11 protein-coding genes and 1 pseudogene are annotated in these 14,473 nt (G+C 74.7%); 9 read left to right on the top strand and 3 right to left on the bottom strand.

Going from position 1 to position 14,473, the window contains the following annotated elements:
- The first annotated feature begins 20 nt into the window (after positions 1-20).
- Complete coding sequence (locus tag IE286_RS21170; RefSeq protein ID WP_189798348.1) at positions 21-518, top strand: GNAT family N-acetyltransferase; 498 nt, start codon at positions 21-23, stop codon at positions 516-518.
- An 82-nt stretch (positions 519-600) separates the two neighbouring features.
- Here the strand turns inward: IE286_RS21170 and IE286_RS21165 are convergent, their stop codons facing one another.
- Both IE286_RS21165 and IE286_RS21160 read right to left on the bottom strand, forming a co-directional pair.
- Positions 601-978 carry a hypothetical protein gene (locus IE286_RS21165; RefSeq protein WP_189798399.1) on the bottom strand — a complete coding sequence of 126 codons (378 nt, stop codon included), beginning with the start codon at positions 976-978 and terminating at the stop codon, positions 601-603.
- Positions 979-1,078: 100 nt separating this feature from the next.
- On the bottom strand, positions 1,079-1,438 hold the full coding sequence (locus tag IE286_RS21160; RefSeq protein ID WP_189798347.1) for a hypothetical protein: 360 nt from the start codon (positions 1,436-1,438) through the stop codon (positions 1,079-1,081).
- A 595-nt stretch (positions 1,439-2,033) separates the two neighbouring features.
- Between IE286_RS21160 and IE286_RS21155 the strand changes: the two genes are divergently transcribed.
- The 8 genes from IE286_RS21155 to IE286_RS21120 all read left to right on the top strand — a co-directional run bounded on the left by IE286_RS21155 (position 2,034) and on the right by IE286_RS21120 (position 14,177).
- On the top strand, positions 2,034-3,086 hold the full coding sequence (locus IE286_RS21155; protein WP_189798346.1) for a methionine ABC transporter ATP-binding protein: 1,053 nt from the start codon (positions 2,034-2,036) through the stop codon (positions 3,084-3,086).
- A complete protein-coding gene (locus IE286_RS21150; RefSeq protein ID WP_189798345.1) occupies positions 3,083-3,850 on the top strand; it encodes a methionine ABC transporter permease in 768 nt (255 codons plus the stop codon). Before IE286_RS21155 ends, IE286_RS21150 begins: the two co-directional genes overlap by 4 nt.
- 83 nt (positions 3,851-3,933) lie before the next feature.
- On the top strand, positions 3,934-4,770 hold the full coding sequence (locus IE286_RS21145; protein ID WP_189798344.1) for a MetQ/NlpA family ABC transporter substrate-binding protein: 837 nt from the start codon (positions 3,934-3,936) through the stop codon (positions 4,768-4,770).
- Between the two features lie 159 nt (positions 4,771-4,929).
- On the top strand, positions 4,930-5,568 hold the full coding sequence (locus IE286_RS21140) for a GNAT family N-acetyltransferase (RefSeq protein ID WP_189798343.1): 639 nt from the start codon (positions 4,930-4,932) through the stop codon (positions 5,566-5,568).
- A gap of 132 nt (positions 5,569-5,700) precedes the next feature.
- Complete coding sequence (cbiE, locus tag IE286_RS21135; RefSeq protein ID WP_189798342.1) at positions 5,701-6,912, top strand: precorrin-6y C5,15-methyltransferase (decarboxylating) subunit CbiE; 1,212 nt, start codon at positions 5,701-5,703, stop codon at positions 6,910-6,912.
- Positions 6,913-7,274: 362 nt separating this feature from the next.
- On the top strand, positions 7,275-11,894 hold the full coding sequence (gene cobT, locus IE286_RS21130) for a nicotinate-nucleotide--dimethylbenzimidazole phosphoribosyltransferase (protein WP_189798341.1): 4,620 nt from the start codon (positions 7,275-7,277) through the stop codon (positions 11,892-11,894).
- A gap of 145 nt (positions 11,895-12,039) precedes the next feature.
- Entirely contained in the window at positions 12,040-13,272 is a 1,233-nt protein-coding gene (gene cobA, locus IE286_RS21125; protein ID WP_189798340.1) for a uroporphyrinogen-III C-methyltransferase, read from the top strand.
- Positions 13,273-13,358: 86 nt separating this feature from the next.
- The gene (locus IE286_RS21120; RefSeq protein ID WP_189798339.1) at positions 13,359-14,177 is read left to right on the top strand and encodes a TrmH family RNA methyltransferase; all 819 of its coding nucleotides are present in this window, start codon (positions 13,359-13,361) and stop codon (positions 14,175-14,177) included.
- Here the strand turns inward: IE286_RS21120 and IE286_RS27330 are convergent.
- Positions 14,144-14,473, bottom strand: a pseudogene (locus IE286_RS27330) (hypothetical protein); the annotation flags it as partial. The gene IE286_RS21120 and the pseudogene IE286_RS27330 sit on opposite strands and share 34 nt — an antisense overlap.

The raw sequence follows: 14,473 nt of genomic DNA, 5'->3' as shown, positions 1-14,473 counted from the left end.
TGAGCGGGAGGCGTGCGCACATGGGCATGAGCGTGACCATCTCTGCGGCGACCGAACAGGACGCGGAGCAGATCTTGAAGCTGCAGTACCTCAGCTTCCAGTCCGAGGCCGCGCTGTACGGGAACTACCGCATCGACCCGCTGGTCCAGACCCTGGACTCGGTGCGCGAGGAGGTCGCACGGGACTGCGTGATCGTGGCCCGGCTCGGCGAGGAGGTCGTCGGCTCGGTACGCGGACGCGTGGGCGAGGACGGTGCCGCCGTCATCGGCAAGCTGTGCGTCCACCCGCGCCTGCAGGGGCACGGCATCGGCGCCCGGCTGCTGCGCGCCGTCGAGACCGCGCTGACCGAGAAGCACGGCGCCACCCGCTTCCGGCTGCACACCGGGCACCGCAGCGAGAACAACCTGCGTCTGTACCGGCGGGTGGGCTACGAGACGGTGGGCACCGACCAGGGCACCGACGGAGTGCCCATGATCGTCCTGGAGAAGCCGGCCGGCAGCTACGCCGCGACGGCGTGAGCCCCGCCCGCGGGCACGCAGCGTGCGTCCGCGGGCGGAGTGGCAGCTGACGGCCGTGGCCCGGTGCGCCGGGCCCGGCGGCTCAGGAGGCGTCCGGCTGCCGCGTGCGCGAGGCGCGCAGCCAGTACAGCGCCGACAGCGGCAGCAGCACCGGGATGAAGATGTATCCCATGCCGTAGTCCGACCACACGGTCGCGTCCGGGAACGCGGACGGCTCCACCAGCGTCCAGGTCCCGACCGTCAGCACGCCCACCAGCTCGGCGGCGCAGCACACCAGCGCCGCCCTGCGGGCCCGCTCGCCGCCGCGCACCAGCGTGTAGGTGATGAAGCCGTACACGACGCCGGCGAGCGCCGACAGCGAGTAGGCGAGCGGAGCGCGGTCGAAGCCGGTGGCGATCTGGTACACCGAGCGGGACACCGCGCCGACCACCATCACGCCGTACAGCCACACCAGCAGCATGCCGGGCCCGCTGATCAGCCGGGTGCGCGCCGGCCTGCCCGCGGGCTCGTCCCGCACCGTGTTCTCGTCCTGCGCCGTGTTCTGACGCACGGAGGCCATCTCAACCGCCCCAGATGTCGTAGAGCCTAACTTCCAGGACCGCCAGCACGATCCCGCCCGCCGCGGCGGTCACCGAGCCCCAGCGCGTCCGCTCGGCCAGCGACATGAACCCGGCCGCCGGGATGCAGGCGAAGGCGCCCAGCAGATACGCCACGAAGATCGTCGTTCCCTGGTCCGGCTTGTCGCCCCGTGCCAGCGCCACGACCCCGATCACGAGCTGGACCAGGGCCAGCAGAAGGACCACGGCCATGCCGATGAAGTGCCAGTCCTTCGTCGGCTGGTCACGGAAGGCCGCCCAGCCGCACCACAGGGCGAGCAGCAACGCGGCGACGCCGGTCACCAGCGTCAGGGCATCAAGCATGCTGAGACCCTAGTACGGCCCAAAGGCCGCACCGCGCCCGCCCCGGCCCCCGCCACGGCCCCGGCGCCCGGTCGGGGCCGTGGCGTTGGACACATTCCGCGGGCCCGGGCGCCCGTTCCGGATCTCCGGCCGCTGCCTGCGTGCCCCGGCGCGGCCACGAGGGTCCTGGTCAGAGCGGTACCGCTGCCCGCCCCGCCCGCGTCCCCGGGTGTCCGCCGCTGTCCACGATACGGACAGCGGTACCGGGGCCGCGGCGGCGGTCTGGTTTACTGATCGCATGACCACGACGAGCTGCCGCACCCCTGCGACCGAGGCGACCGTGCCGCCCGGTGCTCGTTGTCTGTGTCCTGTGCGTCGAATGTGTGCCGTCTAGAGGGCCCCTGCACCATCTGAGCCTCGCGCCCCGAAGCGAGCGCCCGCTCCGGACCGCGCCGTGCCGCCCGGCACCCGCGGCCGAGCCCTTCCAGGACGCGCACGTCTCCGCCCGCCTTCCGCGCCGTCGCGGACACCGTGCTGCGCTCTGTTCGCACCCGACCCTGCACGCCGTGCCCGGCGCCCACGACGCGCCGCGCACTCGACAGTGACGGAAACCCACGTGATCACCACATCGGGCCTCACCAAGGTCTACCGCTCGCGAGGCCGCGAGGTCACCGCCCTCGACGGCGTCGACCTGCACGTCCGCGAAGGCGAGGTGTACGGCGTCATCGGCCAGTCCGGCGCCGGCAAGTCCTCGCTCATCCGCTGCATCAATCTCCTGGAGCGCCCCACCTCCGGCACGGTCACCGTCGCCGGACAGGACCTGACCGCGCTCGCCGGGCGCGGGCCGCGGGCCGGCAAGGAACTGCGGCGGGCGCGCAGCCGGATCGGCATGGTCTTCCAGCACTTCAACCTGCTGTCCTCGCGCACCGTCCAGGACAACGTCGAGCTGCCGCTGGAGATCCTCGGCGTGTCCGGACGGCAGCGGTCCCGCCGGGCGCTGGAACTGCTCGACCTGGTCGGCCTCGCCGACAAGGCCCGCGCCTACCCCGCCCAGCTCTCCGGCGGCCAGAAGCAGCGGGTCGGCATCGCCCGCGCCCTGGCCGGCGACCCCAAGGTCCTGCTGTCCGACGAGGCCACCAGCGCCCTCGACCCGGAGACCACCCGCTCCATCCTGCAGCTGCTGCGCGACCTGAACCGGCAGCTCGGCCTCACCGTCCTGCTCATCACGCACGAGATGGACGTGGTCAAGTCGATCTGCGACTCGGCCGCCCTCATGGACAAGGGCCGCATCGTCGAGTCCGGCACGGTGAGCGAACTGCTCGCCACCCCCGGCTCCCAGCTGGCCGCCGCCCTGTTCCCGGTCGGCGGCGAGGCCTCGGCCGAGGACCGCACCGTCATCGACGTCACCTTCCACGGCGAGGCCGCCACCCAGCCCGTCATCTCGCAGCTGTCCCGCACCTACAACGTCGACGTGTCCATCCTCGGCGCCGCCGTCGACACCGTCGGCGGCCTGCAGGTCGGCCGGATGCGCATCGAACTGCCCGGCCGCTACGAGGACAACGTCGTGCCCGTCGGCTTCCTGCGCGAGCAGGGCCTGCAGATCGACGTCGTCGAGCCGGAGAAGGCACCGCGGGCGAAGAGCCCGCTGGTCAAGGAGGGTGTCAAGTGACCTGGTCCGAGATGCAGCCGCTGCTGTCCCAGGCGTGCTGGGACACCCTCTACATGGTCGGCTGGTCCACGCTCATCGCCGTCGTCGGCGGCCTGCCGCTCGGCGTCCTGCTCGTGCTGACCGACAAGGGCGGCCTGCTGCAGAACGTCGTCGCCAACAAGGTGATCGGGCAGGTGGTGAACATCGCCCGCTCCATGCCGTTCATCATCCTCATGGTCGCCCTGATGAGCTTCACCCGCTGGGTCACGGGCACCACCATCGGCCGCGAGGCCGCCATCGTGCCGCTGGCCATCGGCGCCATCCCGTTCTTCGCCCGCCTGGTCGAGACGGCCGTGCGCGAGGTCGACGCCGGACTCGTCGAGGCCGTGCAGGCCATGGGCGGCAACACCTGGACCGTGGTGCGCAAGGTCCTCGTCCCCGAGGCGCTGCCCTCGCTGATCTCGTCGGCCACCACCACCGTCGTCGCCCTCATCGGCTACTCGGCGATGGCCGGCACGGTCGGCGCCGGCGGCCTCGGCGACATCGCCATCCGTTACGGCTACCAGCGCTTCGAGACCGAACTGATGTGGATCACCGTGGCGATCCTCGCCGTGGTCATCTCCGTCATCCAGTTCGCCGGCGACTTCGCCGCCCGCTCCCTGCACCGCCGCGGCGGCCGCTCCGGCCCGGCGCCGAAGCTGCGGCTGCTCAAGGCCGAGAAGCCGGCCGCGGCCGGCACGCCCGGGCCCGCCGAGGTGAACACCGAGGTGAGCAAGGTCGCCTGAGACCGCGCGGCCGCCCGGCCACCCCGCCAAGGATTCCCCGTCGACCCCTGACGGGGCGCATCACCCTAGGAAAGGCACTTTTCGTGCGTAACACCGCCAAGATCACCGCCACCGTCCTGGCCGCCGGAGCCCTCACCCTCGGGCTCACCGCCTGCGGCTCGGGCTCCGACTCCGGCAGCAAGGACGCCGACGCCCCGCTGACGGTCGCCGCCACCCCCACCCCGCAGGGCGAGATCCTCACCTACGTCAAGGACCACCTGGCCCAGAAGGCCGGTCTCAAGCTTCAGATCAAGGAGTTCACGGACTACGTGACTCCCAACACCGCCGTCCAGCAGGGCCAGGTCGACGCCAACTACTTCCAGCACAAGCCGTACCTGGACGACTTCAACAAGAAGAACGGCACCGACATCGTGCCCGTCCCCGGCGGCACCGTGCACCTGGAGCCGCTCGGCGTCTACTCCAAGAGCCTCAAGAAGCTCGGCGACCTGAAGAAGGGCGCCACCATCGCCCTGCCCAACGACACCACCAACGAGGCCCGGGCCCTGAAGCTGCTCGAGGCCAACGGCGTCATCAAGCTCAAGGCCGGCGCCGGCTACGAGGCCACCCCCAAGGACGTCACCTCCAACCCCAAGGACGTGAAGTTCAAGGAGCTGGAGGCGGCCCAGCTGCCGCGCTCCCTCAGCGACGTCGACGCCGCGGTGATCAACGGCAACTACGCCCTGGAGGCCAAGCTCAGCCCCGCCAAGGACGCCCTGGCCGCCGAGTCCGCCCAGGGCAACCCGTACGCCAACTTCCTCGCCGTGAAGAAGGGCAACGAGAACGACCCGCGGGTGAAGAAGCTCGCCGAGCTGCTCACCTCGCCCGAGGTGAAGAAGTTCATCGAGGACAAGTACGACGGGGCGGTCGTCCCCGCGTTCTGACCGGCCCGCCCCTTCTCCGGCCGCACGCCCGCGCCCACCGCACAAGGTCCGCTCCCTGCCGCAGGAGCGGACCCCGTGGTGCGCCGGGGGGCCGTGATGCTGCATGCTGGGCAGTTCGACAGGTCCTGACGGTATTTTCCGAAGGTTACGGAGCGGCGCATGACGAGCACCTTCCCCACCATCTCCATCAGCACGGAGCGGTTGGTGCTGCGTCCTTTCGAGCAGGACGACGTCTCCGCGCTCGCCGAGATGATGAACGACGAGCAGGTCGTCGCCTGGACCGACGTCCCGCAGCCCTTCACCGAGGACGAGGCCCGCCGCTGGATCACCGAGCACGCCCCCGCCGCACGGGCCGCGGGCCGCGGACTCGACCTCGCGGTCACGGAGTTCCTCACCCAGCGCCTGGTCGGCCTCGTCCGGCTGACCCGGACCGACTGGCGGGTGCGCGCCACCGAGCTGTCGTACATCGTCGCCCCCTGGGCACGCGGCGAGGGCTACGCCTCCGAGGCGGCGCTGGCCACCGCCCGGTGGCTGTTCACCGACCAGAAGTTCGAGCGGATCGAGCTGCGCACCGCCGCCGGGAACACCGCGGCCCAGCAGGTCGCCCAGAAGATCGGCTGCGTCAGCGAGGGCGTGCTGCGCAACGCCTGCATAGCGCATGTGCGCGCCGAGGACGGCACCTGGAGCGACGTGCGCACCGACCACATCGTGTGGAGCCTGCTGCCGGAGGACCTCGACGGCACGGGCGGGGACCTCGCCGCCGGCGGCGATTTCGCACCGTTCCCGGACTGGCACTGACGGGGCGGACGCCACCGCCCGTGCGACGGGCGCCCCGGCGCGCGCCGCACGGGGACACCGGGTACTCTCACGGAGCCCGCCTGCGGGCGTCCGCACCTGACGACCTGCGACATCCCCTGGAGACTGACGACGATGGCCGACCGGGTCACGGTGATCGGCTGGGACGGTTCGCCGCTGACCGAGGCGGCACGCGGCGCGCTCGGCGCCGCCACCCTGGTGGCGGGCGCGGCCCACCATCTGGCGCTGCCCGAGGTGCCGCCCACCGCCGAGCGGATCCGTCTCGGCAGCGTGGCCCTCGCCGCCCGCCGCATCGCCGCCCACCGCGGCACCGCCGTCGTGCTCGCCGACGGCGACCCCGGCTTCTTCGGTGTCGTGCGGAGCCTGCGCGCACCGGAGTTCGGCCTGGAGGTCGAGGTCGTCCCCGCCGTCTCCTCGGTGGCCGCCGCCTTCTCCCGCGCCGGCATGCCCTGGGACGACGCCCAGGTGGTCGTCGCCCACAAACGCACCCTGCGCCGCGCGGTGAACGTCTGCCGCGCCCACACCAAGGTCGCCGTGCTCACCGCGCCCGGCGCCGGACCCGCAGAACTCGGTCTGCTGCTCGAGGGTGTTCACCGCACCTTCGTCATCTGCGAGGAGCTGGGCACCGAACGCGAACAGGTCACCGTCGTCACCTCCGACAAGGCCGCCGACCACACCTGGCGGGACCCCAACGTCGTCATCGTCGTCGGCGGCCGGCCCGGCGCGGCCGAGGGCACCGGCTGGATCGCCGGCCGCGACCCGTCCGCCGCTCCCCGCGGCTGGACCCAGCCGGCCCAGGCCTACGGAGGGCACCTCGGCGAGGGGGAGACGGACCTGCTCCGGGCGGCCCAACTGGCCCGCCTCGGGCCGCGGGTGGGTGACCTGGTGTGGGACATCGGCTGCGGCAGCGGGGCGTTCGCGACGGAGGCCGCGCTCGGCGGTGCCGCCGTCATCGCCGTCGACAGCGACCTGCGGGCCTGCGTCCGCACCGAGGAAGCGGCCCGGCGCTTCGGCGTGCAGCTCCAGGTGGTGCACGGCCGCGCCCCGCACATCCTGGAGAACCTGCCCGAACCGGACGTGGTGCGCGTCGGCGGCGGTTCGGCCGCCGTCGTCTCCGCGGTCGCCGACCGGCGCCCCCAGCGCATCGTCACCCACGCGGCCACCCGCGACGTCGCCGAACGCGTCGGCCGCGACCTGACCGAGCACGGCTACCAGGTCGAGTGCGCCCTGCTGCAGTCCGTCCGGCTCGACACCCGCGCCTGGACGGAGACCGAACGCAGCGTCGCGTTCCTGCTCAGCGGAGTCCTGCCGGACCGTGCCCCGTGATCGGATCGTCCTACCGCTCGGGGTAGGCTGGCCGATCGTCGTACCGCACCGGTCGGACCGGGACTTCGTTCGTCCTTGTGCGGCAATGTCCCGAACCGCGCTCGCGGTGCGGCGGGTGTGGTACGGCGGAACCGGCAAGGACGCGTGACGTGGCGCAGTCCACAGCGGAGCGCGGCCGACGACGCTGACACCGCGGCCGGTCGACCGCGACAATGCCACTGAATGGCTTTGTCGCCTTTTGCGGGCGGGTCGCTCGTGCCGCAGGGCACGGACGCTCGTTCATCACTGGGGGGCGGGGCGGTCGGTGCGCCGTTCCCGGTGAGCTGGTCGTAGAAGCACTAACCGATGGGCGAGGGGTACGCATGACGGACACCGGCCAGGTCCCGGGCGAGGGGCTGCCGGAGAGCGCGGGCAGGGTGGAGCAGCCGGGCGTTCCCGCACACGGCGCGTACACCTACCTCTCCGAGTCTCCCGCCGAGGACCAGGACCTGCTGCTGCCGGGTCAGCAGGGCGCGTGGGGCAACGAGGTGCCCCCGCCGGCCCCGGAGCCGGTCGTCGAGGCCGTGCACCAGCCGGGCCCGCACGAGACGAACGGGCGGGACAGCGGCTCGGTCGACCTCAGCGGCGTGCTGCACCCGGACCCGGGCGCCACGCCGCACGCGGGCACCCCGGTGGCGCCCCCGCGGCGCCCCCTCCACCTCGGTCCGCCGATCCCCGACACCTCCGCCAGCCCGGTCCGCTCCCTCGCCGACCGTGGCCCGGCGAACCCGCCGTACCGCCCCGCCTACGGGCCGGCGGCCCACCACCCGGAGCACTTGGACGCCGCACAGCGTGAGGCGGCCGTGCCGGGTACGGCCCCGCACGGCACGGTCCCGCAGGGCGCCGCGGTCTGGGGTGCCCAGGCCGCCGCGGCCCCGGGCACGGCGGCCGCGCCGGCGGTCGGTGCACAGGCCCCGGCTGCGGAAACGGTTGTTCCGGACGGACAGCACGGTGTGCCGCACGCTGGTCCCGGTGCCGTGCACCCGGGCGCCGGGCAGGCCGCCGCCGCTCCGGCGGCGCCGCAGGAGGCGCCGTCCGTGCCGGCCGCGGGCGAGCAGGTCGGACCGGCGCAGGCCGCCGTGGCCCGGCTCGCGACCCAGGCGGGTGCCGTCTACGGCCCGGAGGCCGAGCAGGTCTCGCAGGCGCCGGCCGCCGCCCCCGCCGGAGAACAGCAGCCGCAGGCCGTCCCGGTCGCCGAGGCCGCGCAGACCGCCCCGGCCGCTCCCGTGGCCGAACCGGCGGTTCCGGCCGGCCGGACGGTGGAGCCCGGACAGGCGGTCCAGGCGGCGGTTGCCGCCGGGCAGGCGGCCGAGGCCGCGCAGGCCGACGGCCAGGCGGAGGGCGCCGAGGCCCCCGTCCCCGCCGCCGCGCCGGTGGACGCCCCGGGGCAGGTGGACCCGACGGCTTCGGCCGGTGAGGCCGCCGAGGCCGTGCCCGGCCAGGTCACCGATCCCGCGCCGGAGGGCGCCGCGCAGCCGGAGGGCGCCGCCGAGCAGCCCGCGGAGGGCCAGGCCCAGGACGCACAGCCTCAGGACGCACAGCCTCAGGGTGCCGTCCAGGCTGCCCAGGAGGCGCAGACTCAGGGGGCGGAGCAGGCTCCTGAGAGTGCGGCGGCTGCCGAGGCGGGCGAGACGGCTCCCGCGGCCGAGCACGACCCGCAGCAGGCACAGGCCCCGCAGGGCGAGCCCATCCCTGCCGCCGCCCCAGCTGAGGCTTCTGACATCGCGTCCGCCCCCGAGGCCGTCGCTGCTCCGGCTGCTGAGGGCGCGGCCACTGCCGAGGGTGCGGCCACTGCCGAGGGTGCGGCCACTGCCGAGGGTGCGGCCATTGTTGAGGGTGCGGCCATTGTTGAGGGTGCGGCCGCCGAGGGCGCGGCCCCTGCTGAGGGTGCCCCGGTCGCCGAAGGCGCCCCCGCCGGCGAGGAGACGCCGGCCGGCGAGGGCGCTCCCGCGTCCACCCCTGCCGAGGACGCTCCCGCCGCCGAGGGCACCCCTGTCGCCCAGGCGGCCGCCGACGGCGCGCCCGCGCCTGCCGCCGCTCCCGAAGCCCCTGCCGACCCCGCGGTCGCCCAGGAGACTGCCGCCGCCCCGGCCCCGGCGCCCTCCGCCGAGCCCGCCGCGCCGCAGCGGCCCGAGGCAGCCCGACCGCAGCCCGCCACGCCGGACCAGACCCCGGATCAGGCCGAGCCCGCCGCTTCGGACCAGGCGACCGGTGCTGATCAGGTCCAGACAGCGGGCCAGGAGGCCCAGGCCGGGAATCCGGCCGGCAGCGACGCCGAGGGCGCCGCCGCACCGCGGGATGCCGCGGAGCCCGCCTCCCCCGCCGAGGAGGCACCGCGGCCGGAGCCCGCTGTCCGGGCCGCCGGACAGCAGCCGGAGGCCGCCCCTGCCACCGAGGCGACCGCAGCCCCCGAACCGGCCGCCGCCCCGGCTCCCCAGGCCGCCGAGGCGCCGGAGGCTCAGCCTGCCGAGGTGCAGCCGGCTGAAGCGGGGCCCGCCGAAGCACCGGAGGCCCAGCAGACTGAGGATCAGCCCTCCCAGGCGCCGGACGTTCCGTCCGCCGAAGCACAGTCGGCCGAAGCTCAGCCTGCCGAAGCCGAGCCCGCCGATGCGGAGCCCGTCGCCGAGACGCCGGAGCCTCAGCCCTCTGACGCCCCGTCGGCCGAAGCACAGCCTGCCGAGGCCGAGCCCGCCGAGGCGTCGGACGTTCTGTCCGCCGAAGCCGAGCCCGCCGAGGCGCAGGGCACCGAGGACCGGCCTGTCGATGCCCAGCCGGCCCAGACCCCCGACCCGCAGCAGGCCGGCGCGCCCGCGGACGCCTCCTCGGCCGCCGCGACCGCCGCCGGAGCGCCGCTGCCCGGCAACGTCCCGGCCGAGCCTCGGCCCGGCATGCCCGTCGGGCAGTTCGTGCCGGTCGAGGGCTCGGTGCCGGCACCCCCGCACCTGGCCCCCACGGCTTCGCGGCCGCCCGCCGCTCCCGCGCACCCGGCGCCCGCGCAGGAAGCTCCCGCCCCGGGCGGCGACAGCGACGCGGCCGCCGTCGCACCCGTCCAGCAGCCCGGTGCCGAGGCGGCGCCCGCCGCGGCCACCTCGGAGGCGGCGCAGGCCCCGGCCACCCCGGACGCAACCCGGGCCGGAGCCCAGGACGAGATGCGCGACGAAGCCCAGGAGGCGGCCCCCGCCGCACCCGCGTCCGTGCCGCAGCCCAGCGGGCCGGCCGCGCCCGGCTACGACGAGGCCGTGCGCGAGGCCGTGCTCAAGGTGATGCGCGAACGCCGCGACATCCGCAACGGCTTCCGCAGCGACCCGATCCCGCACGAGGTGCTGCTGCGGGTCCTGGAGGCCGCGCACACCGCGCCCAGCGTCGGCCACTCCCAGCCGTGGGACTTCGTCGTCATCCGCTCCGAGGAGACCCGCAGGGCGATGCACGAGCTGGCGATGCGCCAGCGCGAGGCCTACGCCAAGTCGCTGCCCAAGGGGCGGGCGAAGCAGTTCAAGGACCTGAAGATCGAGGCCATCCTCGAAACCCCGGTCAACATCGTCGTCACCGCCGACCCGACCCGCGGCGGCCGCCACACCCTCGGCCGGCACACCCAGCCGCAGATGGCGCCGTACTCCGCCGCGCTCGCCGTGGAGAACCTGTGGCTGGCCGCCCGCGCCGAGGGCCTCGGCGTCGGCTGGGTCAGCTTCTTCGACGAGCGGGAGATGGTCCGCGCCCTCGGCCTGCCCGAGCACCTGCAGGTCATCGCCTACCTGTGCGTCGGGTACGTCGACGAATTCCCGGACGAGCCCGAACTGGTGCAGGCCGGCTGGTCCAAGCGCCGCCCGCTGTCCTGGGTGGTGCACGAGGAGACGTACGGCCGCCGCGCCCTGCCCGGAGAGGAACCCCACGACCTGCTTGCCGAGACCGTCGCGAAGATCCGCCCGCTGGACGCCAAGGCGCTCGGCGAGGCCTGGGAGCGACAGAAGCGGATGACCAAGCCGTCCGGCGCGCTCGGCCTGCTGGAGATCATCTCCGCGCAGCTGTGCGGCCTGTCCCGGCAGTGCCCGCCGCCCATCCCCGAGCCCGCCGCCGTGGCGGTCTTCGCCGGGGACCACGGCGTGCACGCCCAGGGCGTCACCCCGTGGCCGCAGGAGGTCACCGCGCAGATGGTGGCCAACATCCTCGGCGGGGGAGCGGTCTGCAACGCCTTCGCCACCCAGGTGGGCGCCGAGGTGTGCGTCGTCGACGTGGGCGTCGCCGCCGACCTGCCCGCCACGCCGGGCCTGCTGCCGCGCAAGATCCGGCGCGGCACGTCCGACATGACGACCGGGCCCGCGATGACCCGCGAGGAGGCCAAGCAGGCCATCGAGGTCGGCATCGAGACCGCCCGCGACCTGGTGGCGGCCGGCAACAAGGCGCTGCTGACCGGCGAGATGGGCATCGCCAACACCACGGCCTCCGCGGCCCTCATCTCCGTCTTCACCGGCGCCGACCCGGCCGTGGTCACCGGCCGCGGCACCGGCATCGACGACGAGACGCTGGCCCGCAAGACCGACGTGGTGCGCCGCGCGCTCGAACTGCACCGGCCCGACCCGGCAGACCCCATCGGGGTGCTCGCCGCGGTCGGCGGCCTGGAGCACGCCGCGATGGCCGGCCTGCTGCTCGGCGGTGCCTCGCTGCGCACCCCGGTGATCCTGGACGGGGTGAGCGCGGGCGCGGCGGCACTGGTGGCCCGCGCCATCGCCCCCGAGGTCCTGGCCGCCTGCATCGCCGGTCACCGCAGCGCCGAACCCGGGCACACCGCCGCGCTGAAGAAGCTCGGCCTGCGCCCGCTGGTCGACCTCGACCTGCGCCTCGGCGAGGGCACGGGCGCCCTGCTCGCGCTGCCGCTGGTGCAGTCCACGGCACGCGCCATGCACGAGGTGGCGACCTTCGACTCGGCGGGCATCGCCGAGAAGTAGCCGTCGCGCGGCGGGCGGTCCGGCCCGGTGTCCAGCCTCCGGACCGCCCGTGCCGCCCGCCCGCCGGCACCGTAAAATCCGCACGTCAGGGCCGCTCCGCAGGTGCAGCGGGCCCACCGCACAGCCGCTACAGGAGCCGTCCTTCATGGCCGAACACCCCGCGTATCCCGTAGGACTCCGTCTGACCGGCCGCCGTGTGGTCGTCCTCGGTGGCGGGCAGGTCGCCCAGCGGCGGCTTCCCGCGCTCGTCGCGGCCGGCGCGGACGTCGTGCTGGTCTCGCCGGAGACGACCCCGTCGGTCCAGGCCATGGCGGACGCCGGCGAGATCACCTGGACACGGCGCCGCTACCAGGACGGCGACCTCGCCGACGCCTGGTACGCGCTGATCGCCACCGACGACCCCGAGGCCAACGCCCGCGCCGGTGCCGAGGCGGAACGCCACCGCGTGTGGTGCGTCCGCGCCGACGACGCCGACGCCGCGACCGCCTGGACGCCGGCCACCGGGCACAGCGAGGGCGTCACCGTCGCCGTGCTCACCACCAGCGCACGCGGCCGCGACCCCCGGCACACCGCCGCCATCCGCGACGCGGTTGTCGAGGGACTGCGCGACGGCACCCTCGTCGCCCCGCACCACCGCACCCGCACCCCCGGCGTCGCCCTGGTCGGCGGCGGCCCCGGAGACCCCGACCTGATCACGGTCCGCGGCCGTCGGCTGCTGGCCGAGGCCGACGTGGTCGTCGCCGACCGTCTCGGCCCGCGCGACCTGCTCGCCGAGCTCCCGCCGCACGTCGAGGTGATCGACGCGGCCAAGATCCCCTACGGCCGTTCCATGGCGCAGGAGGCCATCAACAACGCCCTGATCGAGTACGCCCGGCAGGGCAAGTCGGTGGTCCGGCTCAAGGGCGGCGACCCGTTCGTCTTCGGGCGGGGCATGGAGGAGGTCCAGGCGCTCGCCGAGGCCGGCATCCCCTGCACGGTCGTGCCCGGCATCTCCAGCTCCATCTCCGTCCCGGGCGCGGCCGGCATCCCGGTCACCCACCGGGGTGTGGCCCACGAGTTCACCGTGGTCAGCGGCCATGTGGCCCCCGACGACGAGCGTTCCCTGGTGGACTGGACGTCCCTGGCCCGGCTCACCGGCACCCTGGTGATCCTCATGGGCGTGGACAAGATCGGCCGGATCGCCGAGACGCTGATCGCGCACGGCAAGTCCCCCGACACCCCCGTCGCCCTGGTCCAGGAGGGCACCACGGCGGCTCAGCGCCGCGTGGACGCCACCCTCGCCACGGTCGCCGAGGCCGTCCGTACCCAGGACGTCCGGCCGCCCGCGGTCGTCGTCGTCGGCGAGGTCGTCACCGTGGGCCCGCCCACCGCCCCCTGACCGGCGCCCGCCGCACCCCACGCCCGCCGACGCCGCCCCCGCAGCCGTCCGCAGCACGTCCCCGCACAGCAAGGCAGCAGCACCCCGTGGCCGAACTCATCACCGTCGAGGACCCCGACGACCCGCGCCTGCACGACTACACAGGCCTGACCGACGTGGAACTGCGCCGCCGGCGCGAACCCGCCGAGGGCCTGTTCATCGCCGAGGGCGAGAAGGTGGTCCGCCGCGCCCTGGACTCCGGGTACCGGATGCGCTCGATGCTGCTGACCCCGAAGTGGGCGGACGTCATGCGCGACGTCGTCGAGGCCGCCGAGGCCCCGGTCTACGTGGTGAGCCCCGCCGTGGCCGAACAGGTCACCGGCTACCACGTGCACCGCGGAGCCCTCGCCTCGATGTGCCGCAAGCCGCTGCCCGCGGCAGGCGAGGTGCTGCGCACGGCACGCCGGGTGGCGGTGATGGAGTCCGTCAACGACCACACCAACATCGGCGCCGTCTTCCGGTCGGCCGCCGCGCTCGGCATGGACGCGGTCCTGCTCTCCCCGGACTGCGCGGACCCGCTCTACCGGCGCAGCGTGAAGGTCTCCATGGGCGCGGTCTTCGCGGTGCCGTACGCCCGTCTCGACCCCTGGTTCGACGGCCTCGCCGCCGTCCGCGCGGCCGGTTTCACGCTCCTCGCCCTCACCCCCGGCGAGCAGGCCACACCGCTGGACGAGGCGGCCCCGCACCGGATGGAGCGGGTCGCGCTGATGCTCGGCGCCGAGGGGACGGGACTGTCCGCCAAGGCCATGGACGCCTCCGACCTGCGCGTCCGCATCCCCATGGCGCACGGCGTGGACTCCCTCAACGTGGGAGCCGCGGCCGCGGTCGCCTTCTACGCGGTGGCGACGGGCCGACCCGGGAGCTGATCCGGTCCGGTCGTCGGGGACCCCAGCGGATGCGCCGCCGAGGACGACGGGGGAGACGACGGCTGCCCGGTCGCGTGCTCGTGCGCGAGCCGCGTCGCTCCGGGCCCGCCGAGGCCGTGGGCGGGTCCCTGGCAGCCTTGCGCCGCCGCGATGCCGAGCGCGACCAGCAGCGTCACCACCACGAACACGAACAGCCGCTGCCGCAGCAGCCGCGGATTGGCGGGACGCCGGCCGGCCGCCGTGGGCCGGGGCGCGGGCCGGCGGGGGGCCTGGCGCGGGGCGGGCCGGCCGGTGCC

The sequence above is a fragment of the Streptomyces thermodiastaticus genome, assembly GCF_014656135.1.
GTDB classification, from domain to species: domain Bacteria; phylum Actinomycetota; class Actinomycetes; order Streptomycetales; family Streptomycetaceae; genus Streptomyces; species Streptomyces thermodiastaticus.
Note: the sequence above shows the minus strand (reverse complement) of the source record. Positions and strands in the feature narration are given on the sequence as shown.